28 protein-coding genes are annotated in these 26,723 nt (G+C 33.2%); 10 read left to right on the plus strand and 18 right to left on the minus strand.

Going from position 1 to position 26,723, the window contains the following annotated elements; all coding sequences use genetic code 11:
* Positions 1-383 precede the first annotated feature (383 nt).
* The 3 genes from NE544_RS07710 to NE544_RS07720 are packed head-to-tail and all read right to left on the minus strand — an operon-like array spanning position 384 to position 3,312.
* Entirely contained in the window at positions 384-1,358 is a 975-nt protein-coding gene (locus NE544_RS07710; RefSeq protein ID WP_256268936.1) for a transketolase family protein, read from the minus strand.
* A 2-nt stretch (positions 1,359-1,360) separates the two neighbouring features.
* On the minus strand, positions 1,361-2,188 hold the full coding sequence (locus tag NE544_RS07715; RefSeq protein WP_256268937.1) for a transketolase: 828 nt from the start codon (positions 2,186-2,188) through the stop codon (positions 1,361-1,363).
* An 8-nt stretch (positions 2,189-2,196) separates the two neighbouring features.
* Positions 2,197-3,312 carry a 4-hydroxybutyrate dehydrogenase gene (locus NE544_RS07720; protein ID WP_256268938.1) on the minus strand — a complete coding sequence of 372 codons (1,116 nt, stop codon included), beginning with the start codon at positions 3,310-3,312 and terminating at the stop codon, positions 2,197-2,199.
* 126 nt (positions 3,313-3,438) lie between these two features.
* Between NE544_RS07720 and NE544_RS07725 the strand changes: the two genes are divergently transcribed.
* Positions 3,439-4,092 carry a GntR family transcriptional regulator gene (locus NE544_RS07725; RefSeq protein WP_118114899.1) on the plus strand — a complete coding sequence of 218 codons (654 nt, stop codon included), beginning with the start codon at positions 3,439-3,441 and terminating at the stop codon, positions 4,090-4,092.
* Positions 4,093-4,137: 45 nt separating this feature from the next.
* Here the strand turns inward: NE544_RS07725 and NE544_RS07730 are convergent, their stop codons facing one another.
* From NE544_RS07730 to NE544_RS07785, 12 genes are all read right to left on the minus strand, one after another.
* Positions 4,138-4,956, minus strand: coding sequence for a 5-deoxy-glucuronate isomerase (locus NE544_RS07730; RefSeq protein ID WP_256268939.1), 819 nt, complete (start codon positions 4,954-4,956; stop codon positions 4,138-4,140).
* A gap of 10 nt (positions 4,957-4,966) precedes the next feature.
* The gene (locus NE544_RS07735) at positions 4,967-6,274 is read right to left on the minus strand and encodes a four-carbon acid sugar kinase family protein (protein ID WP_118114901.1); all 1,308 of its coding nucleotides are present in this window, start codon (positions 6,272-6,274) and stop codon (positions 4,967-4,969) included.
* On the minus strand, positions 6,264-6,923 hold the full coding sequence (locus NE544_RS07740) for an aspartate/glutamate racemase family protein (protein WP_256268940.1): 660 nt from the start codon (positions 6,921-6,923) through the stop codon (positions 6,264-6,266). Before NE544_RS07740 ends, NE544_RS07735 begins: the two co-directional genes overlap by 11 nt.
* 4 nt (positions 6,924-6,927) lie before the next feature.
* The gene (locus tag NE544_RS07745; RefSeq protein WP_256268941.1) at positions 6,928-7,995 is read right to left on the minus strand and encodes an iron-containing alcohol dehydrogenase family protein; all 1,068 of its coding nucleotides are present in this window, start codon (positions 7,993-7,995) and stop codon (positions 6,928-6,930) included.
* 23 nt (positions 7,996-8,018) lie between these two features.
* On the minus strand, positions 8,019-8,663 hold the full coding sequence (locus NE544_RS07750) for an RpiB/LacA/LacB family sugar-phosphate isomerase (protein WP_199670847.1): 645 nt from the start codon (positions 8,661-8,663) through the stop codon (positions 8,019-8,021).
* 18 nt (positions 8,664-8,681) lie between these two features.
* Positions 8,682-9,440: an SDR family NAD(P)-dependent oxidoreductase gene (locus tag NE544_RS07755; protein ID WP_118114905.1), complete on the minus strand. Its 759-nt coding sequence runs from the start codon at positions 9,438-9,440 to the stop codon at positions 8,682-8,684.
* A 54-nt stretch (positions 9,441-9,494) separates the two neighbouring features.
* Positions 9,495-10,379, minus strand: coding sequence for a class II fructose-bisphosphate aldolase (locus tag NE544_RS07760; protein ID WP_118114906.1), 885 nt, complete (start codon positions 10,377-10,379; stop codon positions 9,495-9,497).
* Positions 10,380-10,410: 31 nt separating this feature from the next.
* Complete coding sequence (locus NE544_RS07765; RefSeq protein WP_118114907.1) at positions 10,411-11,520, minus strand: PTS fructose transporter subunit IIC; 1,110 nt, start codon at positions 11,518-11,520, stop codon at positions 10,411-10,413.
* 27 nt (positions 11,521-11,547) lie between these two features.
* Positions 11,548-11,862: a PTS fructose transporter subunit IIB gene (locus tag NE544_RS07770; protein WP_118114908.1), complete on the minus strand. Its 315-nt coding sequence runs from the start codon at positions 11,860-11,862 to the stop codon at positions 11,548-11,550.
* A gap of 108 nt (positions 11,863-11,970) precedes the next feature.
* Positions 11,971-12,516, minus strand: coding sequence for a PTS sugar transporter subunit IIA (locus NE544_RS07775; protein WP_118114909.1), 546 nt, complete (start codon positions 12,514-12,516; stop codon positions 11,971-11,973).
* A gap of 15 nt (positions 12,517-12,531) precedes the next feature.
* Positions 12,532-14,505: a BglG family transcription antiterminator gene (locus tag NE544_RS07780; RefSeq protein WP_256268942.1), complete on the minus strand. Its 1,974-nt coding sequence runs from the start codon at positions 14,503-14,505 to the stop codon at positions 12,532-12,534.
* A gap of 143 nt (positions 14,506-14,648) precedes the next feature.
* On the minus strand, positions 14,649-15,407 hold the full coding sequence (locus tag NE544_RS07785; protein WP_158570497.1) for a DeoR/GlpR family DNA-binding transcription regulator: 759 nt from the start codon (positions 15,405-15,407) through the stop codon (positions 14,649-14,651).
* Between the two features lie 135 nt (positions 15,408-15,542).
* Here NE544_RS07785 and NE544_RS07790 point away from each other — a divergent pair, with 135 nt between their 5' ends.
* From NE544_RS07790 to NE544_RS07800, 3 genes are all read left to right on the plus strand, one after another.
* A complete protein-coding gene (locus tag NE544_RS07790; protein WP_118114912.1) occupies positions 15,543-16,166 on the plus strand; it encodes an NERD domain-containing protein in 624 nt (207 codons plus the stop codon).
* A 112-nt stretch (positions 16,167-16,278) separates the two neighbouring features.
* On the plus strand, positions 16,279-17,301 hold the full coding sequence (iolC, locus tag NE544_RS07795) for a 5-dehydro-2-deoxygluconokinase (protein ID WP_118114913.1): 1,023 nt from the start codon (positions 16,279-16,281) through the stop codon (positions 17,299-17,301).
* A 9-nt stretch (positions 17,302-17,310) separates the two neighbouring features.
* Positions 17,311-18,459 (plus strand): iron-containing alcohol dehydrogenase, encoded by a 1,149-nt coding sequence (locus tag NE544_RS07800; RefSeq protein WP_118114914.1) that lies wholly within the window; start codon positions 17,311-17,313, stop codon positions 18,457-18,459.
* A gap of 23 nt (positions 18,460-18,482) precedes the next feature.
* Here NE544_RS07800 and NE544_RS07805 read toward each other — a convergent pair whose 3' ends face one another.
* Positions 18,483-18,680 carry a hypothetical protein gene (locus tag NE544_RS07805; protein ID WP_118114915.1) on the minus strand — a complete coding sequence of 66 codons (198 nt, stop codon included), beginning with the start codon at positions 18,678-18,680 and terminating at the stop codon, positions 18,483-18,485.
* 164 nt (positions 18,681-18,844) lie between these two features.
* Here NE544_RS07805 and NE544_RS07810 point away from each other — a divergent pair, with 164 nt between their 5' ends.
* From NE544_RS07810 to NE544_RS07820, 3 genes are all read left to right on the plus strand, one after another.
* Positions 18,845-19,630: a 5-deoxy-glucuronate isomerase gene (locus NE544_RS07810; protein WP_158570498.1), complete on the plus strand. Its 786-nt coding sequence runs from the start codon at positions 18,845-18,847 to the stop codon at positions 19,628-19,630.
* Between the two features lie 69 nt (positions 19,631-19,699).
* A complete protein-coding gene (locus NE544_RS07815; RefSeq protein WP_256268943.1) occupies positions 19,700-20,644 on the plus strand; it encodes a D-2-hydroxyacid dehydrogenase in 945 nt (314 codons plus the stop codon).
* Positions 20,645-20,648: 4 nt separating this feature from the next.
* Positions 20,649-20,972 carry an acylphosphatase gene (locus tag NE544_RS07820; protein ID WP_256268944.1) on the plus strand — a complete coding sequence of 108 codons (324 nt, stop codon included), beginning with the start codon at positions 20,649-20,651 and terminating at the stop codon, positions 20,970-20,972.
* Between the two features lie 19 nt (positions 20,973-20,991).
* On the opposite strand, the gene NE544_RS07825 is transcribed toward NE544_RS07820, so the two are convergent.
* Together NE544_RS07825 and NE544_RS07830 are read right to left on the minus strand one after the other, a co-directional pair.
* Positions 20,992-21,180 carry a type II toxin-antitoxin system HicB family antitoxin gene (locus NE544_RS07825; protein WP_256268945.1) on the minus strand — a complete coding sequence of 63 codons (189 nt, stop codon included), beginning with the start codon at positions 21,178-21,180 and terminating at the stop codon, positions 20,992-20,994.
* An 86-nt stretch (positions 21,181-21,266) separates the two neighbouring features.
* Positions 21,267-22,286 carry a sugar kinase gene (locus NE544_RS07830; protein WP_256268946.1) on the minus strand — a complete coding sequence of 340 codons (1,020 nt, stop codon included), beginning with the start codon at positions 22,284-22,286 and terminating at the stop codon, positions 21,267-21,269.
* Positions 22,287-22,535: 249 nt separating this feature from the next.
* Between NE544_RS07830 and NE544_RS07835 the strand changes: the two genes are divergently transcribed.
* The 3 genes from NE544_RS07835 to NE544_RS07845 are packed head-to-tail and all read left to right on the plus strand — an operon-like array spanning position 22,536 to position 26,650.
* Positions 22,536-24,371 (plus strand): beta-glucoside-specific PTS transporter subunit IIABC, encoded by a 1,836-nt coding sequence (locus tag NE544_RS07835; RefSeq protein WP_256268947.1) that lies wholly within the window; start codon positions 22,536-22,538, stop codon positions 24,369-24,371.
* Positions 24,372-24,382: 11 nt separating this feature from the next.
* Complete coding sequence (locus tag NE544_RS07840; protein WP_118114922.1) at positions 24,383-25,795, plus strand: glycoside hydrolase family 1 protein; 1,413 nt, start codon at positions 24,383-24,385, stop codon at positions 25,793-25,795.
* Positions 25,796-25,813: 18 nt separating this feature from the next.
* The gene (locus NE544_RS07845) at positions 25,814-26,650 is read left to right on the plus strand and encodes a PRD domain-containing protein (protein WP_118114923.1); all 837 of its coding nucleotides are present in this window, start codon (positions 25,814-25,816) and stop codon (positions 26,648-26,650) included.
* The last annotated feature ends 73 nt before the right edge of the window (positions 26,651-26,723 follow it).

Here is a 26,723-nt window from a genome sequence, read left to right on the forward strand (position 1 = left end):
TAATTTACAACAACAATATACTTACATTAAAATGTCTAACTTTTAGTCGTCTGTTTCTATATAAAACAAAGGATCGATATTCTATTTTTCCTATGAATATCGGTCCTTTTTCATTAATAGTATTCTTTACAATATTCGATAAATCCCTTCTTATATACTAAAGCTATTAAAGTCAACTTATTTTCTAACGCTGCTTTAGGTGTTGCTCCATCTTGTTCTTTAGCACTGACATTCGTTTAAGATGAATTCTGTTGGCCTAAGTACAATCATTACATCTTTTTTTACCGGTAGTGTTGTATCCTCTTTTGATACAATCTTAACCACAAGGCTAAATTATCCTTTTGTTTTGCCTATACTAAATTAGTATTGCCAAAAATAGGATGTTATTGCGTAACATCCTTCTTACTTATCAATGATTTAACAGCTTCTTCAATATCTTTCTCTGCCATATGATATTTTTCTTTTAAGAAAGGTATCGTTCCGACTTCTCCAAAACAATCTGGAACTCCTAGTCTTTTCATCACGCAAGGAGCTTCTTCAGATAACACTTCAGCAACGGCACTACCTAACCCATTCAGAATATTATGATTTTCCACAGTCACAATCGCTCCTGTTTCTTTCGATGCCTTAATTATCGCATCTTTATCGATTGGCTTAATTGTAAACATATCCAAAACTCGCACATGAATTCCTTCTTTTGCTAACTTATCAGCTACTCTACATGCATCCGCCACACATATTCCACTTGCGATAATTGTTGCATCACGACCTTCACGTAAAGTGTTTGCCTTTCCAATTTCAAAAGTAGAACCTGCCATATAGATTTGTTCTGCTTTTTTGCGTGATAAACGAATATAGAATACACCATAAATATCTTTTGTCTGTTTTAACATATCTGATAATACGATCGAATCTGTTGGTTCTATTATTGTAACTGTAGGAACACATCGCATCATACCTATATCTTCTAAAGGAATATGCGTACCTCCATTTCCTCCTGCAGTAAGTCCTGGATCAGAGCCAATAATGCGTACATTTAATTTCGCATAAGCACAAGAAATAAATACTTGATCCATTACTCGTCTTGTAGTAAAAGGCGCAAAAGTATGAGTAAATGGAATCAATCCTGTTGCCGACATACCGGCAGCTACACCAATCATATTTGCTTCTTGAATTCCACAATTTACCGTACGCTCTGGATACTTCTTAGAGAACTCAACCATCTTAATTGAATTAATAATATCTGCATCTAAATAAACAACTCTTTCATCTTCACTTGCCAAATCATCCATTACTTTTGCGAAAACCTGGCGCATTTCCAATTCTTCATTTTTAATATCTTTACAAATTTCAAACATGCCTAGGCCTCCTTAATAATTTCATCTAAATGATGTACTGCTTCTTCATACTGTTCTTCAGTAAAAGTCATGTGATGATTATAGAAAACATCTTTCGCAAATGTACAATCTTTTCCTTTTTCAGTATGTAGCACTATCATAGATGGCTTTTCCGTTTGTAGTTTTGCGATTGAAATCGAATTTCTTATTTCATCAACATCATTTCCATTTACTTCTTGTGCAAACCATCCAAAATCTTCAAATTTCTTTTTTAAGTCTCCTACATCGCAAATATCTTTTGTATATCCATCCAATTGTTTTAAGTTTTGATCAACAAATGCAATGATATTATTTAACTTTTTTGTTCCTGCAAACAAAGCACCTTCCCATACTTGACCTTCATCACATTCACCATCACCTAATACAAGATATACATATGAATTGATTTTTTGATAACGTAATCCCCAAGCTAACCCTAAAGCCGTGGACATTCCTTGTCCTAATGAACCCGTCGTCATATCGATACCTGGAACCATATTCATATCACAATGACTTGGTAATCTTGTTTGGGAAAGATTGATTGTTTTCATCCATTCCATTGGAAAATATCCCTTAAGCGCTAAAGCTGCATATACAGCAGGCCCACAGTGACCTTTGGATACTACTAAACGATCTCGTGTTTTCAAATGCGGTTCTTTTGGATCAATATTCATGACTCCATCATATAATACGGCTAATAAATCAGCCATCGACATGCATCCTCCAATATGTCCCGCCTTAACTGTGTTTAATCCGTATAAAACAGTTTTTCTAATTTCTGCTGCAAATATCTTCGTTTCTCTTGTTGTCATAGTAACACCTACTTATCATATACATTATTATAAATTTCAAGCATATCATTACTGCTTAACTCAACATAATTGTTATTTAATAGCCTTTGTTGTCCTTCTATTACGCTATTCACAAATTCAGGCAATTCTTCTTTTTTTATTCCATAACTGCTTAATGGTTTTCTTTTCAATATCTGATTTGTCAATTCAAATAAAGCTTTTAACGAATCTTCTTTTTCCACATCAAGTATTTCAGATAAAACTCTTAAAAAATCCTGAATTCTTCCATTCGGATCTTTTTCATAGTATTTATTGTATACAGATTCAAACATCAATTGATTCGCTTCTCCATGCGGAATATGATATGCACCTCCAAGTGGATAGCTTAACGCATGAACAGCCGCACAACCTGCATTTCCAAAAGCAATGCCAGCTAGATTGGATGCGATTAGGAAATTCTCTGCATATTGGCTCCAGTTTTCTTTACTATCATTAACAACTTTCTTAAATCCATCTAAAATCATTGTCATTGCCTTTACTGAGAACATTCTAGAATACAATGTGGAATTTGGAGATAAATATGATTCGATTGAATGAATCAATGCATCAATAGAACTAGTCGCAAAAAATTTATATGGTAAGGTATCAACCATTTCAGGAATCAATAATGCTTTGTCTGGATAAATCAAATCATCTGCCAATCCCTTTTTAGTTTTTCGCTTCTTCAACTCAGAAATCGCAACATTGGTAACTTCGCTACCCGTTCCACATGTAGTAGGAACGACATATAATTCCTTTGTTTTTTTATAAGGGATCTCTTGCATAATCACTTGATCAATCGTTCCTTCATAATCCAAAATTAGAAATTTTGAAATATCAATAATGGTTCCACCACCAATTGCAACAATTCGTTTAGTATTACTTGGAACATCTTTACGAATATTCTCAATCATTTCATCAGTAGGTTCTCCTATCCCATATCTTTCTTGAAATATAATGTGTGCTTCAACATCTTTAAGCTTACTATTATAAATAAACTCATTTGTAATAATTAAGTCTTCTTTCCCTATTTGCTCTTGCTTAAAACATTCATCAATAGTAGAGAATTTTCTTATTATTGTTTTTAAAACAAAGATATCTTTCATTATTTTATCCTCCTTGATTACATATTATCACCAATTGTCGACATTCACAATATAATTGTCGACATTTATTTATTTTTGTATACCTCACGTCATTATGTTATACTTAATCTAAATAAGGAGCTAACTATGAAAAAAAATGAAGGTCTAAGTGAACAAGTATATAATTATCTGCTTCTCCAAATTCTTTCTAATGAATTAAAACCCGGCGAAAAAATTGCAGAAACCAAAATTGCACAAGAATTTAACACTAGTAGAACGCCTATACGAGAAGCAATGAGGAAATTAGAAAGTCAGGGACTTATCCAAATATTTCCAAAGCGCTACGCTCAAGTTGCTAACTTTTCTGATAAAGAGATTAAAGATATTGGTATGATTCGTATATCACTCGATATTCTATCCATAAAACTTGTGGCTATTTATGGTAGTAAAGCCGAATTATTAAATCTAAAAAGTATTGCTGAACAGTGCTTAGAAGCTTTTAATAATAATGATGGAGTACAAAGAAGAAAATTGGATTCTGATTTTCACAAAGAGCTATGCCGTATCTCAAAAAATAAATTATTATTCGATATGCAGGAAGACTTATCCCTAAAAATTCAATTTATCTTAATGCACAATGATTTTAAATCAGTTAACGATAAAGAACATTTGAACCAACATATTCAAATTGTAGATTCGCTAATAGAAGGCAATATTGAGCAGGCATTGAAACTAGATATTCAACATTTATCTGAATTCTATTGTCTTGATATTGATTCACCTATCGAATTCTTTTTATAAAAAGCATAAAAAAACAAGTCAATTTTGTGACTTGTTTTTTTTCACCTATTTCTTTTCAAAAGCATTTGTTTCTGGGTTAAACTTAGCATCATGAAGCCAAGTAAATGCTTCATCTTCACAACGATCCGTTTGAAGCCATGGATTTCCATCTAAGTGACGAATCATCCAACAAGTATACATCTGATATCCAGGCGCTGTTGATTGTGGATGTAGCTTTCCTCCTGGAATTGCTGAAAAACTTCGGTTCACACTTTTATATACTTCATCCCCTACAAAACTAGCTCCAAATCCTTCTGGATGATCAAATAAGAAATAGTAACATTCTGGCTGTGGGTGTCTATGTGGCAAATATCCAGACCAGTTTCCTGGATCATTTAAAACTTCACCTAAAACCATATTACTTTTCGGTTCAATATCATGATCAATAATTGTATTTACTCTACGATTTGCGACATTGCCATACCAGCCTTGACTCGAATATTTCCATGGTGCATCTTCTGGTGTATATAATTTTGACTTAAATGTTACCTTATTTTTTGTTTTCTGAACTAAAATCTCTGTCTCTTCCAAAGCCTTTACAGAGATAATTTTACTATGTGAAACATGCCCTGCATATGGCCCTTCTAAAAATACACTTTTACGTGAAACAATTTTCTCAATTCCATCTACGTTTATTTCAATTTTACCATTCAATAATAAAGCCGCAATCTCTTCATCATCACTTGTAAATATTTTTGTTTGATTCTTTTCCAATTTATATACGCGAATATCCATCAACATATCTCTATATTCATTTTCATATGTTGTTAAAATCATTTCTCCACTCTCATCAAATTTTGGATATCCAAACACTTTTTTTTCCATAAACAACCTCCTATGTTAACTTTTTTACTACATTATATAAAGTTGTTTTATCCCCAACATTTCCAGGGAAAATCACAACAGGCAAATCTTCAAATTTACAATCATCAACACAACGAATCACACCCACATTTTGTTCAATTTGGCCTAAAACAAAAGCCATTTTTACATTCAAGCCATTTGTTAATGTATCCGATGATGTAATACCACCCTTTGTAATCAAAAAACGCGGCCTCTGTGTTAACTGCTTTAAAACATTAGTTAGTGCAAAAGATATTTGTGTTGCCATTTCTAATTGTTTTTCTTTATCCTCACTTGGAAAATCTACTCTATCTCTTCTTGTTGCTAAAACAACTAATTTATTATTCTGCAACAAATTATTTACAATATTCGTACATCGAATTGTTTCTTGTTCAAGCATCCCATTTAATATTTCGTGTTGGTTAAATTCAACCCATTCTAAATTTTTATAATTCTCTTTTAAATATTCAAGTTGTTCTTTTGTCTTATTTACATGAGACCCTACTATAATCAGTCCACCTAATCCCTCATTAATACAATCTTCTTTGTCTAGATAAGAATGATCAGTGATATGTCCTAATTCTTTAACCAGACTAGCTGCACATCTAAAAATATAGCGTTTATCCGTCTTCTCATAAGCCGATACAAACTTTTGTAAATCTTGCATACAAGTACAATTTACAATCACTTTCCTAAATCCAGAGACAGAATTTAATTTAGATACGACTAAAGATTCATCTTGTAAATCCGCTATAGAAAGGCTTATACAACTTGATGCTAAATATGACTTATTTGTTTTTTCTTCAACATACTCTTTTAGGTTACTTGACTGAAAAGAGAATGTTTTATCTTTTGCAAATTCTGTTTTACCTACAGGCACCCAAACTTCATTCAATAAAACATAATGAATATCCTTTTCTGTTTTGCGTATTCCATCTAAATAAGGGCAAAGTATTTCTCCATCAATATGTATGTGATTCTGTTTTAACACATCATAGATAACTTGTGTTTCTGTAGGATAATGTCCTCTTAATGTCGAATCACTTCTTGAAATAATTGTAAAATCAATGTCTAACTTTTTTGCTACATCTATAATATTTTGAATTAATTCTTTATGATATTGAATCGTATACTCTTTTGAAAACGCTCTAGAATTCGTCAATATATAAAACAAGTTTTGACTTTGTAAAAAAGCTTTTTCAATACTTACTTTGTCCGTTTGTGTAATCATATACACATCATGAACCGTTTGAATTCCAGTAGGATCATCATCAAGTACAATATATTTTTTATTCTCCATAAATCATGTCTTTTGCAGTTTGAATTGCTAGCTCCGGACTTGTTAAAACTGGTTTATCAACATTCTTTATATATGGTAAAATTGCTGTCATTGAACCTTGAGCTAGTACAATTACATCACAAGCCTTACTTGCTTCTTCAATTTTACTTAATACTAACTGATTATGTTTTTCCACATTCTTTTCTTTCATCAAAATATCCAAGGCCCCATCCACTAGATATTCAATAACCTCTACATCCTTATTTGCTTCTACAGCCTTACGTTTAATCAAATTGCAGCTAGGTAACATTGTTGATTTTACTGTCGCAATCACACCAATTTTGTTTCCTAATTCCACTGCTTTTTTAGCCATTGGCTCATCAATTTTTAAAGTTGGTATTGTTGTTGATTTTTTTGCGACATCAAAAGCTTCACCAACACTTGAACATTGGTTGAAAATCAAATCTGGATGTAATGAATTTGCGACTTGAACATACATGTTCATTCGCGAAATAATCTGTGGTGTTGGCCCATTATTCTTTTTCACTTCTTCTAGAAGTGAATCATCAATAATATTAACTAACTCAACATCTGGCATATATTTCTTAACCAATGCTTTTAAATCATTCAATGATACTGGGCTTGTGTGAATCATTACAATTTTCTTCATAGTTTTACCCCCTATAATCTTCTAATTTCATTATTGCGTTTAAAATCAATTCTTTTGTAACCTTATAAGGTACATGTCTTAACTCTTGATTGATTACGGTTTTTTCTAATATATCCGATAAATCTTCATTTCTTCTTAATTCTAAATCCGCTAAACAAATTGGAAGACCAATTTCTTCATGTAATTGATATGTTTTTTTCAACAATTCCAATTGATTGTCCATCATCAATTGCACTAAAGTGCCATAGGAAACAACTTCCCCGTGCAAATGGCCTTTTTCAATATGTTGACGTACAGTTAGTCCATAAAACAATGCATGCGATAATGCCGAATTATATTCGGAATCAACAAGCAAAGATACACATCCTGTAGTAATAATAATATTTTGAATAGTTCTTTCAACTTCATGACTCAACTTATACTCTTTGGCATCTTCTAATGCCTTCTTTGCATCTCTAAGTACAGGATAATAACAATTTTCTCCAATCTTAATACCTAACTCACTAGTGAAATTTAATTCATCATTTCGAGCACTAAACGTTGATTCAATGTGCTTAGCCATCGTATCTCCTATGCCTGCCCACAAGTATTTGATAGGTGCTCTAACAATAATATTTGGTTCAATAAAACAATGTACTGGTGGATTTTTCAGTTGCACAATTTCCAAAAACTCTCCATTTAAATCATACATAATGCTGATTTTAGTGACTGCCACGCATGTTGAAGCAATCGTGGGAATAGTATATACAGGAATATTCAATTGATTTCCAGCACACTTTACAGTATCAATACATTTTCCTCCCCCAATCGCAAATAATGCATTGCAAGATTGTATATCTTTTACCTGTAATATTTTATTCACATTTGCATAATTTGCTTCTTTTCCATAGCATTGCTCGGCAAGAATTTCATAGTTATCTGTATTTAATATTTTATCTACGTATTGTTTTGCCTCACCATACGCTTTTTGACCATAAAATACAGCTATTTTAGAATGTTTTGGGACAAATTTTTCTATTTCTAGAAGTGCATTTTCTCCCATTGTAAAGTTTGGTAAAAACGATGTTTTCATACTTAACTCCTAAAAAAGAGATTTTATTTCTCTAAAATCTCTTTTACAAATTTTTCCAATTCTGGATCTTGGCATCCTGCAAAGAAACATTCTTGAAATCTAGGTGACAAACTTCCTTTTACTAGTTCTGGATCAATTGCCTTTAAAGCAGAAATTAAATCTTTAGAAATAGCTTCCTTCATTTGAGATAATAAAGCCGCGTTTCTATTTTGTGATTCTTTTCTTCCTGGTTCATTTGGATAACCCATTCCTTTTGGGCTTCCAAAAGCTTTTTCAAAAATATATTGTAAATTTAAATCTGCACCCCATCCAAATCCTTTAGCGTATGGTAGCGCTAATGCGTTACCATTATTGATTTGCAAGAATAAGTATGCATCTGATGGATCAATACAGTAGCCACAAACAACACCAGGGAATGCGTTACAAGCCATCATAGCTCCTTGTCCTGTTCCACATCCAGTTACTACAAAATCTACCGCTTTAGAATTCAATAATAGAGCTGCTTGAATACCAATATTTAAATATGTTAGATATGGATCATCTCCATCTTTACACATTCCTGTGTTATACACAGTGTGTCCCATTGGTTCAACAACTTTTTTCAATTCATTCAATACTGTGGCATTTTTTGATGCCTGACTAAATTCATTAATTAATGCGATTTTCATATTCTTTATTCTCCTTGTTTATCTTGATAACCATCCACCATCAACAGGAATGGTTGCACCACATACATAATCGGATGCTTCGCTAGCTAGAAATATAGCGGCCCCTTGCAAAGTCTCTGGTTTCCCCCAGTATCCTGCAGGAATACGATCTAATACTTCCTTATTACGTACTGGATCTTCTTGCATAGGCTTTGTTAATGGAGTATCCATATAACCTGGTGCAATGCAATTACAATTGATACCATATTTAGCCAATTCATTTGCCATAGTTTTTGTTAGTCCCATAACACCACTTTTACTTGCTGTATAAGCCGCTGTTAATATGCCGCCTGTAAAAGACAACATACTAGCGATATTAATAATTTTTCCTTTTGTTTTCTGTGCAATCATTTGTTTAGCTACACTTTGAGACAACAAGAAAATAGATTTTAAATTCAGATTCAAAATATAATCCCAATCTTTTACATCATATTCAAGAAATGGTTCGCGAATATTGGCACCTGCATTATTTAAAAGAATATCCACATGGCCATATACTTTAATTACTTTTTCAACAATTTCATCCATCTTTTCTACAGTTGGATTTGATAAATCGGCACGATAATAATGGTATTTCACGCCTTCCCTTTCAACAGCTTCACGAATTACATGATCGTCTTCTCGTCTGCCTATATTAAAAATATCAGCTCCTGCTTTAGCTAATCCTTGGCACATTGCGAATCCTAGGCCTTGATTGGCTCCGGTCACAATAGCTACTTTTCCATTTAAATCAAACATTTTTGCCTCCTTTTAGCTAATAAATAAGGTAGGCATCACACCTACCTTTGTTTATTATTCATTTCCTACTGTAACTGTTTCTCCATATACATATTGATTATTTGAACCAATTACACGGATATAATCCTTAACAAACTTTTTGATAGCTTGTTCTGCAACCATCATAATTTGCATGTAATTTAAACCAGGATTTTCTTCCCATGCAGCCTTCATTGCATCTTCTGCAGCATGAAATGCATCTGTACATACATTAATTTTATTGATACCACCAGCAACAGCTTTACGGATATTTTCTTCTCCAGAACCAGAACCTCCATGTAATACTAATGGCATTTTTAATGCAGCTTTTAATTCAGCCAAGCGTTCAAAATCTAATACTGGAACATATCCTTTAGGGTAATTACCATGTGCCGTACCAATCGCAACAGCCAATGCATCCACACCTGTGTCCTTTACATATTGAACCGCTTGTTCTACATTTGTATATAAATCAACTTTAGAGTTATCACCATCTCCAGCTTGTCCTACATGTCCAAGTTCACCTTCAACACAAATTCCTTTTTGGTGTGCCAAAGCAGCAATTGTAGCTGTACGCTTTACATTTTCTTCATATGGATAGGATGAAGCATCGATCATTACACTTGAGAAGCCCCATTGAATAGCTGAAACTTCATCTTCAAATTTTTGTCCATGATCCAAATTTAAAGCTACTGGAACTGTTGCTCTTTCTGCCATTTCTTTGATCATAGGAACCATTTCAGTTGGATGTGCCAAGTTAGCCATCTGACCAACACCAATATTAATAATAATTGGTGAATGTTCTTCTTCAGCAGCTGTAATAACCGCACGAGCCATTTCCATATTTACACTATTTACTGCCATTACAGCATAATTGTGTTTATCCGCATGAGTTAAAATGTCTTTCATTGATACGTACATAATATACCCTCTTTCTATCTATCTTTTTAAATTATTCAATGTTGATATCTAAGTCTAAATCAACAACTTCTTCTTCGTGATTTTCTTCTTCAGCAGGTTTCTTTTTGAAGATTGCATATAAGATACCAGTTACGACTGAACCAACAACCATGGCAACTAACCACATTAATGGGTTTGTTGATAATCCACATACGAAGATACCACCGTGAGCAGCAGGAGTTTCTACACCAGCAGCCATTGCGATACCACCAGCAATTGCACTACCTACCATTGAGCAAGGAATAAAACGTAATGGATCGTTTGCAGCAAATGGTAATACACCTTCTGTAATGAAGCATAGTCCCATGAATAAGCAAGAAACACCAGTATCTCTTTCAGCTTGAGTAAATTTCTTTGGTTGTAAGAATGTAGCAATTGCAACTCCAATAGGAGGTGTCATACCACCAATAATTTTTGCTGATTCTGGAGCAGCATATCCATCAGCGAATAATGCATTGGCAGCCATAGATGCTGTTTTGTTGATAGGACCACCCATATCGAATCCCATACAAGCACCGATTACTGCACCAACTAAGAATTTAGAACCACCATTCAATGACATAATCCAATTTTGAATAGCTGTCATAACTGCTGTCATAGGTCCCATCAATAACATGAAGAATAATGCACCAACAATAAATGTAACGAATACTGGAATAATCAATACTGGAAGCAAGCCTTGTAATGCTTTTGGAAGTTTTTCACCATACTTCTTAAATACATTGACTAACCAACCAACGATGAATCCAAGAATCAATGCACCGATAAATCCGGCTTTTGCTTGGTTTGCTGTATATCCTAAGATAAATGCAGGAACAATACCTGGACGTTCTGACATAGAATATGCAATACCAGCTGCTAATACAGCACAAGCGAAGCTCATCGCAAAATCAGATAATTTTGAAATAGCCCACCAGAATTGGCCCCAATCAAATGCATTTAAATAAGAGAAGATTGTAGCTCCAGAAGCATCTGGTGCTAAGTTTCCAACTTCCCAACCTCCTAAACCTTTGGCAAGAGCTCCTAAGATACCACCGGCAACAACCATTGGAATCATGTAGGAGATACCAGTCATTAAGTGTTTTTTAAAATCTTGTAACATATTAATTTCTCTCCTTATTTAGTCCTGTTATTTTTTTCCTAATTTTTTTTCGATTGTTGCAATTAAACTTTTTGGACTCTTCATTGCAACACTAATTGGAATATCTACAACTGGTTTTCCTTTGAATCGTTCAACACCACCAACTGCGATATCATGAGCAAGAATTACTACATCAGCTGCTTTAATATCTTCTGGAGTCAATTCATTTTGTGCACCAATTGTTCCTTGTGTTTCAATTTTGCACTCATGACCAGCTTCAGTTGCAGCTTGTTGAATTTTTTCTGCAACAATGTAAGTATGTGCAATTCCTGCTGTACATGCTGTGATACCAATAATTTTCATTTTCTTTCACCTCCTGGCTTTCTTTTCTTTTGTTGTCCATATCATATATCGTAAAGCGCTTTCTTATTTCATTATTTAGGGCACTTTAATATGGTAATTTTTTATTAATTAAATTAAATCAATATCTAATTCCTCAATTGTTTCTTCCTCTTGATCCGATGTTTTTTCACCTTCTGCAACACAAGCTGAATCATTAATAATCACATCAATTAATTCTGATTTTGAAGTCACTTCTTGTAACTTACGAACACGATTGTCATTACCTAATTTTCCGGCTAGATCCGCCAATAATTTCATGTGATTCTCGGCAAAATTATTGTCGTCACTTACACAGAACAAGAAAATAATATTTGTATCTTGGTACCCATCTTCAGACATACAGCTCTCCCACTTTACATCTTGCACACAACGTCCAATCGCAATACCAATCTTGCGAACAGCACTACTTTTGCCATGTGGAATCGATATTTTATGTCCCATTCCTGTAGGTCCTTCTGCTTCACGAACATAAATGTCCTTGACAAACTGATCTACATCCGAAATATATCCTGCCTGTAACAATCTTTTGCTCAGATTGCGTAAAGCCTCATCTTTCGTTGTGCCCTCAAGTTCCAAATCAATGATTTTTTCATCCAAAATTTCTTTTAATTCCATAATAATCTCCCTCCGTTATTGAATTAAGAATCGATAAAAATCTATATTTGATGTAAAGCCACGTAAGATACTTACTTGTTCATCTCCATCAACCAATTTTATATATTGTTTATAGAATTGCTGCGTTCTACGTATCTCAAAGTCTGTACTAAATTTAACAACCAACAAGAACACAACATCGACATATTTTGAATCCCACAAGATTGGTTTATCTAATGTAGCAATCACAGTCTTTGCCGTATTGACCTCTTGCGTATCTCCATGAGGTATCGCAACACCATTCCCAATTGAAGTAGGTGTCATATTTTCGCGTTCCATTACAGTTTTAAAATACTTTTTAGTCACATAACCTTTATCAACCAGTTTGTTACAAAGCATCGACAACAATGATTTTTTATCTTTGACTTTTAAATGACAAAAAATCAAATCTGGCTCAAATAACTCGTGACATATCGCATTAAAACGTGCTGGCCTATCTTGCTTTTGCACACTTAATTCTTTGATTTTATCTTTTACACAATTCAAATTTGAATCACTCAACCAATCATCAATTTCCACTATACGATCATCTTCTGAATGTAAGTTTTTAGTTGTTAAAATCAAGTCATCTTTACAACGTGCTAATGAAAAATCATGCATACTTTGTACATGGATTTTCTTTATTTCGTCGCAATTCCTTCTTAATTTATCGCAAATCATCTGGTTAATTCCATTCGATGCATTGGATACAAGAATTGCGGAAATCGGCTTTGAATTTCGCTCTAATGCAGATTGAATATAAATGGTGATGAAGCTTAATTCATCTTCTGTTATTTTCAAATTGAAATACTCTTCAAATAAAACTGAAATCAACCAAGATACTCTAAATGTAGTTGTATACTCATTTTTTATATACCCAGTTAGTTCATTGTTTGCACTACGATTGTATTTCAATCTGAAAATCGTAGGCCTTAAATGAATTAATAATCCATTATATAATTCGGTATCTTGTCTTAAATCCACATTTGTAACATTACTGATTACGTCAATCATTTTTTCTACGAATTCTTTTAATTTCGCATCATATTGCTCGATCAAAGATTCTGTATCATATGGCATTGCTTCATAATCAATCATTTTAGAACATAGGATCTGAATGGATAAGAATGCGATTTCTCCATCAGGTATATCTACATGAATATATCTTTGAATCTTTTTATAAATCTTTTCTGCTAAATGATATTCACTATATTGAGAAAGAACTTCAAATTCTTTTTTTGAAATATTCAAATTCTTGATTTTATTCGTAACATTTTCATAAACAGCAATACTTGTATATACCAGAATTTCATCAAAAGATTCATCGACAAGGTTGAATCCCCATTCTTTTTCAACTTCAAGAATAGCATCTTTAATAATATCAACTTGTAATCCAGGCATAAAATAAGTAATGCCTTCATAAATTGAATGTGCCTCATCTAACTTAGTAATATAGTTTTTTAAAGCTAAACGATAAGAAGTTTCACTATACTCTAGTTCTATTCCTTTGTTACGAATCACATTCAACTTAATATCAAACATGTTCAACCAATCTTTGCAGTCTGAGATAACTTTCAACATTGTTGGTACACTCAAATATAATGTATCGGCCAAATCTTTCGAAGTAAGCCTTTTTTTGCTGTTCACATTCAGTATTTCTCGCAATGCCAATACCATTCGAGATTTATCCGATTGAACCAATTCGTTTTCATCAGCACTAATCAATTTTTGTATCTTCGCTCTTTGAGAAGTGTTGCACTCGAGCCACATTCCGATACGAGGTTTTTTTTCAATTGTACCTAGATCATTCTCTTTCAACATATAGTTGATTGAATCAATCTTTGTACGAATTGTTTTTTCAGATAACCCTATTTCATCAGCCAATTGCTTGTTCGTGACCATTTCATGTGTTAAGAAATATTTCAATATTAAATTTGAATAAATAGTCGTCTTATTTTTAACTGCGTTCAATTCGCTCACTCCTTGCACGTATAAATTAACATATTAAAATTTTGATAAAATTAAAAAAAATGGACTTTAAAGTGGTAATTTTTGTGTTATTTCTTTATAAATGTAATCTCTTTCAGAGAATTCAGTACTAAAAAAGCCCCTTATTAAGGAACTCTAATTAAAATATCGTTTTCATTGAAATAATTCATATATCGTTTATTTGGCAACTTATTAGTTACCACCACATTCATAGAATCAATAGGCGCAAAACAATTATAGGATACACGCGAAAATTTTGTGTCATCCGCTAAAACAATGACTTCTTTTGAAGTATGAATAACATGATTTTTTACCATCCCTTCAAAATTATCCATGTTCGTCAAACCATTTTCTAAAGATAAACCATATGTAGAAATAAACGACTTTGCAAAGTTATAGTGAAGTGCAGACACATCAAAAAAGAAGCTCTTTACTTTTTCTCTATATTCTCCACCTAACAATATAATCTTTACATTTTTCTTGCCTTCGAGCATTTCAAAGGCCAATGCACTATGCGTTATAACAGTAAGATGCATATCTTCATTCATAAAAGGGATAATTTGACATGCAGTTGTACCAGAATCAATAAATATTACATCTTGCTCTTCTAATAAACTTGCAGCAACTTTACCAATTTGTTGCTTCTGATTCAAATTTTCTATTTCTCTTGATTTGATATCAATAACCTCAGTGTTTGCGACAATATCCTCGTTATAGACAACTCCACCATATACTTTTTTTATCACATTGCGATTTTCTAATTCTTTCAAATCTCTACGCAATGTTTGTATTGAAATATCAAATTGATTTAACAACTCATCTAAAGAGGCAACTTTTGCATTTTTAATATAATTTTCTATTTCTTGAATTCGATTGTACTTCATATCTATCATCCTTTTGTGAAATTATACCATTTTTTATCTTATGATAATCTAATTTTTACCACATTAAAGATGTATTTTTTTAATTTAAGCCCTTACATAACAAACTAAAATATAAATAAAGAGAGGTATTTTAATATGCATACAGTTTTATATACGATAGTTATTGTTCTTATTATCATTTATGGTTTTAAAGCCTATCAGAATTATCCATCCTACAAGAATTCAATTCTTCCAACACTATTTCCTAATTATTTTGAATTCTTTTGGCGCATGTTTATTCGAAAAGATACATCAAATAGTTCTTATTTAAACAAGAGTATAGGAAACCACAAGCTTTCATTCGCGACAATTGAAAACAGACAACACCAAGTCACTTCTAAATTTGTTCTTTTTTTCTATAACAAAGGAATCGCAATCGTTGAATATTTGGATTATCCTGGTACGTATTCTGGTAATGACGAAGATCGTTCTTGGATCATTAAAAGTAACAACAAAAAGATCCGCATCACTAATCCGATTCATGAGTTACAAACATATAAAAATCGAATTCAAAAAATGTTTAAGGATGGACAAATATCATCTGTGATTGCCATTAAAGATGATTCTGAAATTGATAAGATTCAAACACAGACGTTATACTGCAAATATAAGGATGTCATCACTACTCTAAACAATATTCAATGTGAGCACACGCTTAGTGAAAGTGAAATTCAAAATTTATTCGATTCATTCAATCAAAAACGATCAACATTATCATAACTTACTCATAATTAATTCATTTTTTACCATATATATACTCATTTTATTTTAATTATTCCTATTCTCTTAAGAGTATTCTATTCATATAAGATAAACAAAATTGGAGGTTATTATGAAATACTTAAACTTTGATACAAACCGTCCTTATGATTTAATTTTATTAGGACGCGTTGCGATTGATTTAAATCCAGCTGTTAGTGAGGGCTTTAAACCATTAAAAAATGTTTCTCATTTTGAAAAGTATGTTGGGGGCAGCCCTGCAAATATCGCTTGTGGTGTAACTCGTCATGGTATGAAAGCCGGTTTTATTGGAAAGGTTTCTGATGATCAATTTGGTGATTTTGTGACGGACTACTTTAACGACCATAATATTGATACTAGTCATATCACACGTTGTACAAATGGTGAAAAATTAGGACTTACTTTTACTGAAATGTTATCAAGCACAGAAAGTAGTATTCTAATGTATCGAAACTGTATTGCAGATTTACAGCTATCTGTTGACGACATTGATGAGGATTATATTGCGAGTGGAAAAGCCTTGTTAATTAGTGGAACAGCATTAGCACAAAGCCCAAGTCGTGAGGCTGTACTTAAAGCAGTTATGTTCGCAAAAAAAACGAATACGCCTATTATTTTTGATATTGATTATCGTGAATACAATTGGAAAAATGAGGATGAAATTTCTATTTACTATTCAATTGTTGCGAATGAAGCTGACATCATTATGGGGTCAAGACAAGAATTTGATTTAACAGAAAGATTGATTCAACCTAATATGACTGATGAAGAAACGGCTAAATATTGGCAAGCTAAAAATGCGAAAGTGGTTGTTATTAAACATGGTATGAAGGGATCTACAGCTTATCTAAACAATGGTGAAAGCTACTCAATCAAGCCTTTCCCTGTTAAGTCAAGAAAAGGTTTTGGCGGAGGTGATGGCTACGCCTCTGGATTCTTATATGGCATTTATCAAGAATGGCCAATGATCGATTGTTTGGAATTTGGTAGTGCTGAAGCCAGTATGATGGTTCGTTCTAATAACTGTTCTGATGATTTACCAACCACAGAACAAGTTCAACAGTTTATAAAAGAAACAAAAGAACAATACGGCGAAATGATTGCACGTATATAGGAGGTTACTATGTCTAGAGATTTTATTATTCCAAAACATATTATCACGGGAGAAAATGCACTATCTGAAGCAAACTTACATTATGGAAAAAAGGCTTTAATTGTTACAGATCCTGTTATGGTTGAATTAAAAAATGTTGACAAAGTTGTTCAAAAATTAGATCAAGATCATATAGAATATTCTGTCTTCTCTCAAATTACAGGTGAACCTACCGATCTAATGATTGAAAAAGGTGTTGAACAATACAGAGCTGAAGATTGTGATTTCTTAATTGCTATTGGTGGAGGAAGTCCGATTGATTCTATGAAAGCCATTGGTGCCGTAATCACAAACGGACAAGAAATTGATGATTATTTAGGAAAAGAAATAACAATTGAAACACCAGGCATGATTGCCATTCCTACAACGGCTGGGACAGGTTCAGAAGCTACACAGTTTACAATCATCACAAACACAAAAAAAGACATAAAAATGTTACTAAAAGGAACTGTTCTTATTCCAGATTTAGCTATTATAGATCCTCAATTTACATTGAGTGCTCCAAGTAGAATTACAGCTGCAACTGGACTTGATGCCTTATGTCATGCTGTAGAATCATATACATCAAAAAAAGCACAGCCTTTATCTAAATCCTTTAGTGTATCGGCTGTAAAACGAATCTTGAAATATTTACCTATCGCATATACAGATGGAAGCAATGTAAAAGCTCGTGAAGAAATGTCAATTGCTGCTCTAGAAGCAGGTATCGCATTCAATAATGCTTCTGTAACGATTATTCATGGAATGTCACGTCCAATCGGTGCTTTATATCATATCCCACACGGATTAAGTAACGCTATGTTGATTAAAGAATGTTTCTCCTTTGCCTTAGATGGAGCTTATCCTGAATTTGGTACGCTAGCTAAAGAGGTCGGAGTTGCTACTTTAGAGGATTCCGATAAAGAAGCTTCTGAAAAACTTCTTAAAGCTATGGTAAATTTAGTTGAAACATGTCATGTTCAAACCTTACAAGAATATGGTGTAAATAAAGAAGATTTCTTAAATCATATTCCAAAGATGGCAAAAGATGCCATGGATTCTGGTTCTCCTGGAAATACAATTAAAGATTGTACTCAACAAGATCTAGAAAAAATTTATAAAAAAGTCATAAATGCGTAAAAAGAAGCTCTACGCTTCTTTTTTTAATATATTGGAATTAAAGCTAGTACAACCGCAACCCCTAATAAACCAATTGCAATCTTATGCATAATCTCTTCCTTTTTTGTATATGCATTATCAGGTTGTGTTTGTTGTCTTTTTGTGAATTGCATACGCACATAACACATCAATATTAATCCTGCAAATCCTAAAACGTATGTAATGATTTCTTTTATTGACACAAATATTCCTCTTTTCCAATTTAATTATATATATAAATAATAGTTAAGAAAACAAATTTAACTGCCACATTAATATGGTAAATATTACCACAATAAAAATCGTTTTTATTTTATTATCATTCTTTTTTTCATCTTATAATTTATTTGAAAGTGAGGAACTACATATGATGAATTATATTAAAAGTACAAGTAGCGAAATCGAACTAACAAATCGTACAGATCTATATCCTGATATGATGTTATACTCATACTTGATTCGCCCTAGTAAAGGAGATGTGAAACATTTTTATAGTGATGATAAAGAAACTTTAATTTTGTTACAAGAAGGCTCACTAACATTGAAATACGAAGACAAAGAAGCCACAATCACTCGTAGCAATGTGTTTGATGATGCTCCTGTTGGATTACAATTCAATAAACAAGTCGCAGTTGAAGTTATTGCAAATGAAGATAGTGAATACCTATGTTTCCAAACAGAAAATGATAAGACATACCCTACAACTCTATTCAACAAAGATAATGTAGTTGTCGTAGATCGTGGAGCTGGACAATGGAACGAATGTGCTACTCGTAATGTTCGTACAATGGTTGACTATAAAATCAATCCTAATAGTAACATGGCCTTTGGTGAAACAGTAAACTACCCAGGTAAATGGAGCACATTTATTCCACACTTACATGATCAACCAGAACTATACTATTATCGTTTCAATCGTCCTGAAGGATTTGGTGCAAGTTTCTATGGAGATAACGTTTACCAAATCAAAGATAGAAGCTATATTTGTGTAACAGAAAAATTAGCCCACCCTCAAGTCACGGCTCCAGGATACGCAATGAATTATTTCTGGATCATTCGTCACTTTGATGACAATCCTTGGACTGGTGCAGAAAACGTTAAAGAACACGAATGGTTGCTAGATCCGAACTGCAAAATCTGGCCTGAAAAATAATATAAATAAGAGCTGCATTGCAGCTTTTTTATTTGGGTTTTGCATTATAATATATCTGAGGTATTGATTATGAAGAAAATATATACATGTATGCCTTTAAAGGAAAAACATAAAAAACTATTAGAAAGTTCATCGTCCAATTGTGAATTCATCCATTTAGGACAAATAAAGCCTAGTCTTGAACAAGTCAAAGATGGGAATGTCATCATCGGAAATATTCCAGTAGATATTCTTAAAAACATTCCCAATTTAGAATTTGTACAACTCAACAGTGCAGGTACAAATGGATATTCAGATAATCCAGACTTTCCTAAAAATGTATTACTGGCCAATGCCACAGGTGCTTATGGAGTTGCGATTTCAGAATGTATTCTAGCTGGCATTTTAACTTTAATGAAACATATGCCTAGTTATATCCAAAATCAATCCAATCATGAGTGGAAAGATGAAGGAAGTGTTAAATCGATTTATAACTCTAATATTCTTGTACTTGGTTTGGGTGATATTGGTAAAGAGTTTTCTAAAAGTGCCTATGCGATGGGTGCTCATATTACGGGGATTAAAAGAAATATTAAAGATAAACCAGATTATATTGATAAATTATGTACAATGGATTCACTATATGATGAATTAGAAAAGGCAGATATCATTGTTTCAAGTCTTCCTGGATCTAAGTCTACGTATCATTTATTAGGTGAAGAAGCTTTAACCCATGTTAAGAAACACCCAATTTTCGTCAATGTAGGAAGAGGTTCTTTAATTGATTCTAAAGTATTAGAAAAGGCATTAAAAGAAAAGATATTCTCAAGTGCCTATATTGATGTAACGGATCCTGAACCATTACCTAAGGAAAGTGAATTATGGAATCTAAACAATTTAATCATCACTCCACATATCACGGGCGGGTATCATTTAGAAGAAACTTTGAATCGTATTGTCCAAATAAGCGCTACAAACATTAAGAATTATTGTGAAGGAAAAGAACTTATAAATAGAGTGAATCTAGAGGTATAACATAATGTTTCATTTATTTAAAAAGAAAGAGAAAATAAAAAAAGAATCGCCACCAGGGACAATTCGTAAAGAGTTTCATTTTGAAGGAAATGTTCAAAATATTGGTTTTCGTTTTGAAGTACAAAGCCATGCCAAACCATTAGGTATTACTGGTTATGCCAAAAATAATGATGATGGTAGTGTTACTGCACAATTACAGGGAAGCTTAGAAGATATTAATAGAGTCATTCTATCTCTTCAAAACATTGATCGTATTCAAATTGATTCGATTACCTCAAAAGAGATTCCACTTGATTATTATGAAAAGGATTTTAGTATCATCTATTAACTTGAACAATGCTCATGATTTAGAGCATTGTTTTTTCGTTTTCTTTTACATAACTTAGATATGCATTTTTTGAGGCTTCTGCATCAGCAATTGCTTCTTCAATTGTATCTCCACCTCCTACACAACTTTTTAAATTTGGATACTCAACACACCATTCTGTTTTTCCATTTTCTAAATGCATAGGATATACTTTCATTGCATAGTCCATATTTTTCTCCACCCTTCTACTTGTAATATCATCACATAAACAAGAAAAGATATCAATTCATTTTATTTGAACTGATATCTTTTACTTTATCTAGATAAATTTGTATTCTTAGAATTCATGATCTTAAATACATCTTCTTGGGTTACCACATTAAAATCATGTTGAATCATAAGCTTTAATACACTCGCACTGATTGCGAAATCGACTGTTTTCTGTGGATCAAACCCATTGATTAGTCCATGAACAAATGCAGCACCATAGGCATCTCCTGCACCTACCGCTTCTAAACTATGTACTCTATGAATTGGACTTTGGTAGAACTTTCCATCTACATAATAGATGCCCATCCAATCTCCTTCTTCTACAGTATGCATATTTCTTAATACACTAGTCACACTCTTCACATTTGGGAATTGACGAGTAATTTCTAACATACCTTCTTTATAAGTATCAATCTGATCAATACCTGTAGATAAATCTCCATCAAAGGCATGAATACCTAGTGTTGCTTCAAAATCCTCATCATTGGCAATACATACATCTACATACTGCATTAAATCGCGCATGACAACTTGCGCTTGTTCTTTAGACCACATTTTTCCACGATAATTTAAGTCACAAACAACTTGAATACCATTCTCCTTACAATACTTCAAAGCACTTCTTACTGTATCCTCAACATATTTAGATACAGCTGGAGTTACACCTGAAAAATAGAAAACATCACCTGGCTCTAAGATATTTTCCCAATGATATTCACTTGGCTGAGACAATGAAAAAGCACTAAATGCACGGTCATATACAACGTTTGTATTACGAATATCACTTCCTTTTTCAAAGAAGTAGATTCCTAATCTGTCTCCACCTCTAACCAAATAATCCGTATTTACGCCATAATGACGAACTTCACTTAACGCTGACATTCCCACTGGATTGTTTGGTACTTTAGATACAAAAGCACATTTATCTTCATACATCGCTAAACTTACAGCTACATTGGCCTCTGCACCACCATAACTAGCCTCAAAACCATCGCTTTGCATAATACGCAAGTTTTCAGGTGTTTTTAAACGAAGCATGATTTCTCCAAAAGTTACTACCTTCATAATATATATCCTCCATAAACTCTTTAATTATACCATTTTTTAATGTCTACTCCCCCTTATTTTTTTTACCTTTTCATGAAAGGGATTTCAAAAAAGTGCTTGTATTTTATTTTTAGCTATGCTATCATCCTTCATGTAAATAACGGCTGTTACTGGTAATGCAGGCAAGACCAAGATATTTAAGTTGCATTTTTAATGCTCTTTTTATCTTGGTCTTTTTTATTGCCATAAGCCTAGAAAGAGGAGAATATGAATTATCAACAATTAGGAAATGATATCATCCAAAACATTGGTGGTATCGACAACATCAAACAATTAACACATTGTGCAACTCGTTTAAGATTCGAATTTTACGACATGAATAAAGTCAACACCAAAAAAGTGGAATCTTTAAACGGCGTTATCAGCGTAGTAGAAAAAGGGGGTCAATACCAAATTGTAATTGGCAATGAAGTGCAATCCGTTTTTAGAGCCATTCAATCCCAAATGAAAGATGTTCCTTCTACTTCTCATGAAGAATCCGATGAAGAAAAAGGCAGTATTGTCAATCGTATTATCAGTGTAATTTCCACTACATTTACCCCTGTGATTCCAGCCCTAATCGGCGGTGGTATGATCAAGGCCGTATTATCTATTCTTGTTTTATTTAACTTAGTTAATGAAGCAAGTTCTACTTATGAAATCATCAACTTTATTTCCGATGCCCCATTCTATTTCATGCCTGTCCTTTTAGCTTATGGAGCCAGCCAAAAATTCAAGACAAGTCCAATCATGGCAATGACTATGGCATGTGCTCTTTTACACCCAACATGGTCAGGCTTAGTCACTGCAGGAAGTCCATTAACATTCTTTGGAGCACCTGTTGTATTAGTTGACTATGCATCCAGTGTAATTCCCATTATTTTAAGCGTATGGATCATGTCTTACGTTGAAAAATTTGCCGAAAAATACTCACCATCTATTATCAAATTTTTCTTAAAACCACTTTTAGTTATGTTTATCTCTGTACCAATCGCATTAATCATTGTTGGTCCATTAGGAAACCTATTAAACGATTTAGTACAATCTGGCGCTAACTATTTAAATGCACACGTAAGTTGGTTAATTCCAATGTTGATGGGAGCCTTCCAACCATTCTTAACACTAACAGGTACTGCGTGGGCCATGACTCCAATTGCGACAAGTCAAATTTCTACACTTGGATATGAAATCGTAAATGGACCTGGTATGTTAGCAAGCAATATTGCACAAGGTGGTGCTACTTTGGCGGTTGCTTTAAAAGCAAAAGACGAAAACTTAAAATCTCTTGCATCATCATCTGGATTTACAGCTGTTATGGGAATTACAGAACCATGTTTATATGGTGTCCTATTAAAATTAAAACGACCATTTGTTGCTTCTATGATTGGTGGAGCCGCCGGAGGTATCTATGCAGGAATTACCGGCCTAGTTCGTTATGCCTTTGTTTCACCAGGATTAACTGCTATTCCAGCCTTCATTGGTAAAAACCCTATGAACGTAGTTCATGCCATTGTCACAATCATTATTTCTTTCGTTGTAGGTTTTGTCGCATCATGGATTCTAGGATTTAAAGGAGATGAACCACAAGAAAAAGTGGTTTCTACTACTATTTCAAAAGATCAAATCTCTGCTCCTTGTGATGGTACAGTAAAACCTTTGTCTGAAGTAAATGATGATGTATTCTCACAAGAAATTATGGGAAAAGGAATCGCAATTGAACCAAGTACTGGAAACTTATATGCACCATGTGATGGAACAATTACTGTATGTTTCCCAACAGGTCATGCGATTGGATTAAAGTCAAAAAATGGAGCGGAAATCTTAATGCACGTAGGTATCGACACAGTTAACTTACAAGGAAAATACTTCAGTCCTCAAGTCCAGGTTAATGAAGAAGTTAAAAAGGGACAATTACTTTTAAATTTTGATTTAGAAAAAATCAAAGAAGAAGGTTATGACACAACAACACCAGTTATCATCACAAACTCAAAAGATTTTAATTCTGTTCAAATTGAAAAACAATCAACAATTCAACATGGAAATACATTAATTTCTTTAGACTAGGAGGTAAAACCATGCACTATTCTAAATTAAAAGACTTCCCACAAAATTTTTTGTGGGGAGCTTCTACCTCGGCTTATCAAGTTGAAGGTGCCATCGCTGAAGATGGTAAAAGCCCGTCCATCATTGATATGTATGAACATCCAAGTGATGTAGCTGATTTCTCTGTCGCATCCGATCATTATCATAGATATAAAGAAGATATTGCGTTATTTGCCCAAATGGGATTAAAAGCTTATCGTTTCTCTATCGCATGGACTCGTATCTTACCCAATGGAACAGGTAAAGTTAATGAAAAAGGCATCGAATTCTACAATAACGTCATTGATGAATGCTTAAAATACAACATCGAACCTGTTATTACAATGTATCACTTTGATTTACCATATTGCCTAGAAGAAAAGGGTGGTTGGTTAAACCGTGATACGATTGAAGCCTTTATTGAATATGCCAAAGTATTATTTGACCACTTTGGATCAAAAGTAAAGTATTGGTTAACAATCAACGAACAAAATACGATGATTCTACATCCTGGTGCAATCGGCTTACCTAAAGGTGGTAAATTACCATCAAAAAAAGATTTATATCAACAAAACCACCATATGATGCTTGCTCAGGCAAAGGTCATGAAACTATTCCACACCATGGTTCCAGAAGGAAAAATTGGACCTGCACTTAATTTAACAGCTATGTATCCAGCTACATGCAATCCGAATGATGCGATTGCCGCTCACAACTGGGAAGTACTTCGCTGTTGGAACTTTGTCGATGTTTGTGCATTTGGAAAATACCACCCTTTGGCATGGTCTTACCTAAAAGATCGTAATATCGCTCCAGAAATTCAAGATGGAGACTTTGAAACATTAAAAGGTGCAAATCCGGACTTTATCGCCATGAACTATTATTCAACCGCAACAATAGCAGCAAGTAAAGGAGATGCTTCGGATGTAGCGGCAAGAGCTGGTGATCAACAAATTATGCTAGGTGAACAAGGCGTATATCGACCTAGTGAGAACCCATACGTAGAGAAAACACAGTATGGATGGGTTGTTGATCCAGTTGGATTCAGATATACTTTAAGAAAGGTATATGAACGTTACCAGCTTCCTATTCTGATTACAGAAAATGGAATTGGTGCCAATGACACATTAGAATCAGATGGATGTATTCATGATCAATATCGTATTGATTTTATTCAAAAACACCTTCACCAAATGCGCTTAGCCATTACAGATGGTGTCAAAATGCTTGGCTATTGTCCTTGGGCTGCCATTGATGTTGTTAGTACACATCAAGGCTATAAGAAAAGATACGGATTCATTTATGTCGATCGTGATGAATTTGATTTAAAAGAGTTAAAACGATATAAAAAAGACAGTTTCTACTGGTACAAACAAATAATTGAGGAAAACGGAAAGAATATCTAGATATATGAGGTGCTTCACATGATTATCGAAAAATTTTTAAACAACAATATGCTTCTAGTGAATGATAATCATGAGGAAATGATTGTGATGGGAAAGGGGCTACGTTTTCACTATAAAGTAGGAGACGAAATTAGAGATGAAGATATAGAAAAAACATATGTTCTTCAAGATAATACAAATAAAAATGGATATCTTCAAGTTTTAGAAAACGCACCCGACATCTATTTAGAAATTGTGCACCACATCATTGAAATGGCACAACTTAAAATTTCTTCTCCATTCAACAAACAGATCTTTGTGACTTTGTTAGATCACTTGTTATATGCAGTAGAAAGATATGAAAAAGGCATTGTTCTACAAAATAGAATGTTGTGGGAAATCCAAAAATTTTATCCAAATGAATTTATGCTTGGTTTACAAGCTGTAGACTACATTAATGAAACACTAAACGTTAAACTTCCTGAAGCTGAAGCTGGAAACATTGCCTTTCACTTTGTGAATGCACAAATCAAATCCAACGATCTTTCAACAGAAAATGGTATGTTGATGGTCAAAATGTTAAAAGATATTTTTCAAATCATTCAATTACATTATGGCTATACAATTGATGAGAATTCGCTGAACTATTCAAGATTTGTTGTTCACATGCAATTTTTCTTACAACGACTTTTAGAAAATAAAATGCTTGAAAATGAAAATGATGATATATATTATACATATATTATCAAGAATTCTTCTGCATTAGACTGCGTAGAACAAATCGAAAAATATATCGATAGGTTACTACATAAACAAATTACACGTGATGAAAAAATATATTTAATTGTGCATATTACGCGTATCACAACTCATTAAGTATCGCAATGGCGGTACTTTCGTATTATAGAACTAGAAGTTATTCAAGTAATAATTCTAGTTTTTTATTTTA

The organism is Holdemanella sp. MSK.7.32 (assembly GCF_024460475.1).
Taxonomy (GTDB): Bacteria; Bacillota_I; Bacilli_A; order Erysipelotrichales; family Erysipelotrichaceae; genus Holdemanella.

Coding starts and splice junctions, on each gene's coding strand:
- NE544_RS07710 (WP_256268936.1), bottom strand. CDS start 1,358: ATGTTTGAAATTTGTAAAGATATTAAAAATGAAGAATTGGAAATGCGC.
- NE544_RS07715 (WP_256268937.1), bottom strand. CDS start 2,188: ATGACAACAAGAGAAACGAAGATATTTGCAGCAGAAATTAGAAAAACT.
- NE544_RS07720 (WP_256268938.1), bottom strand. CDS start 3,312: ATGAAAGATATCTTTGTTTTAAAAACAATAATAAGAAAATTCTCTACT.
- NE544_RS07725 (WP_118114899.1), top strand. CDS start 3,439: ATGAAAAAAAATGAAGGTCTAAGTGAACAAGTATATAATTATCTGCTT.
- NE544_RS07730 (WP_256268939.1), bottom strand. CDS start 4,956: ATGGAAAAAAAAGTGTTTGGATATCCAAAATTTGATGAGAGTGGAGAA.
- NE544_RS07735 (WP_118114901.1), bottom strand. CDS start 6,274: ATGGAGAATAAAAAATATATTGTACTTGATGATGATCCTACTGGAATT.
- NE544_RS07740 (WP_256268940.1), bottom strand. CDS start 6,923: ATGAAGAAAATTGTAATGATTCACACAAGCCCAGTATCATTGAATGAT.
- NE544_RS07745 (WP_256268941.1), bottom strand. CDS start 7,995: ATGAAAACATCGTTTTTACCAAACTTTACAATGGGAGAAAATGCACTT.
- NE544_RS07750 (WP_199670847.1), bottom strand. CDS start 8,663: ATGAAAATCGCATTAATTAATGAATTTAGTCAGGCATCAAAAAATGCC.
- NE544_RS07755 (WP_118114905.1), bottom strand. CDS start 9,440: ATGTTTGATTTAAATGGAAAAGTAGCTATTGTGACCGGAGCCAATCAA.
- NE544_RS07760 (WP_118114906.1), bottom strand. CDS start 10,379: ATGTACGTATCAATGAAAGACATTTTAACTCATGCGGATAAACACAAT.
- NE544_RS07765 (WP_118114907.1), bottom strand. CDS start 11,520: ATGTTACAAGATTTTAAAAAACACTTAATGACTGGTATCTCCTACATG.
- NE544_RS07770 (WP_118114908.1), bottom strand. CDS start 11,862: ATGAAAATTATTGGTATCACAGCATGTACAGCAGGAATTGCACATACT.
- NE544_RS07775 (WP_118114909.1), bottom strand. CDS start 12,516: ATGGAATTAAAAGAAATTTTGGATGAAAAAATCATTGATTTGGAACTT.
- NE544_RS07785 (WP_158570497.1), bottom strand. CDS start 15,407: ATGAAGTACAATCGAATTCAAGAAATAGAAAATTATATTAAAAATGCA.
- NE544_RS07790 (WP_118114912.1), top strand. CDS start 15,543: ATGCATACAGTTTTATATACGATAGTTATTGTTCTTATTATCATTTAT.
- iolC (WP_118114913.1), top strand. CDS start 16,279: ATGAAATACTTAAACTTTGATACAAACCGTCCTTATGATTTAATTTTA.
- NE544_RS07800 (WP_118114914.1), top strand. CDS start 17,311: ATGTCTAGAGATTTTATTATTCCAAAACATATTATCACGGGAGAAAAT.
- NE544_RS07810 (WP_158570498.1), top strand. CDS start 18,845: ATGATGAATTATATTAAAAGTACAAGTAGCGAAATCGAACTAACAAAT.
- NE544_RS07815 (WP_256268943.1), top strand. CDS start 19,700: ATGAAGAAAATATATACATGTATGCCTTTAAAGGAAAAACATAAAAAA.
- NE544_RS07820 (WP_256268944.1), top strand. CDS start 20,649: ATGTTTCATTTATTTAAAAAGAAAGAGAAAATAAAAAAAGAATCGCCA.
- NE544_RS07825 (WP_256268945.1), bottom strand. CDS start 21,180: ATGGACTATGCAATGAAAGTATATCCTATGCATTTAGAAAATGGAAAA.
- NE544_RS07830 (WP_256268946.1), bottom strand. CDS start 22,286: ATGAAGGTAGTAACTTTTGGAGAAATCATGCTTCGTTTAAAAACACCT.
- NE544_RS07835 (WP_256268947.1), top strand. CDS start 22,536: ATGAATTATCAACAATTAGGAAATGATATCATCCAAAACATTGGTGGT.
- NE544_RS07840 (WP_118114922.1), top strand. CDS start 24,383: ATGCACTATTCTAAATTAAAAGACTTCCCACAAAATTTTTTGTGGGGA.
- NE544_RS07845 (WP_118114923.1), top strand. CDS start 25,814: ATGATTATCGAAAAATTTTTAAACAACAATATGCTTCTAGTGAATGAT.